General features: G+C 62.2%; 1 protein-coding gene. It reads right to left on the reverse strand.

Annotation, left to right across the window (positions count from 1 at the left end; genetic code table 11):
- A partial coding sequence (locus SB753_RS36535; protein WP_410804997.1) for an SDR family NAD(P)-dependent oxidoreductase occupies positions 1–278 on the reverse strand: 278 nt, incomplete at its 3' end.
- Positions 279–283: the final 5 nt, after the last annotated feature.

The following is a 283-nucleotide window of genomic DNA, read 5'->3' on the forward strand; positions in this document are numbered from 1 at the left end:
CCGGCATTGGAAATGAGAATGTCGACGGAACCCAGCTCGGCCGCCACTTTGTCGATGCCCTGGTTGACGGCATCTTCGTTGGTGACGTCCATGGCGATGCCGATCGCCTTGCCGCCGCCCTTCCTGATTTCTTCAGCGACGGCGTTCGCACCGTCCTGATTCAGGTCGGCGATCGCGACAGCCGCGCCCGCTGCCGAAAGGGTCAACGCAATCTGCTTGCCGATGCCGCTCGCGGCCCCGGTAACCACCGCGACCTTGCCATTCAGATTTGTGTTCAGTGACG

The sequence above is a fragment of the Paraburkholderia sp. SIMBA_053 genome (assembly GCF_046534895.1).
In the GTDB taxonomy this organism is placed as follows: domain Bacteria; phylum Pseudomonadota; class Gammaproteobacteria; order Burkholderiales; family Burkholderiaceae; genus Paraburkholderia; species Paraburkholderia caledonica.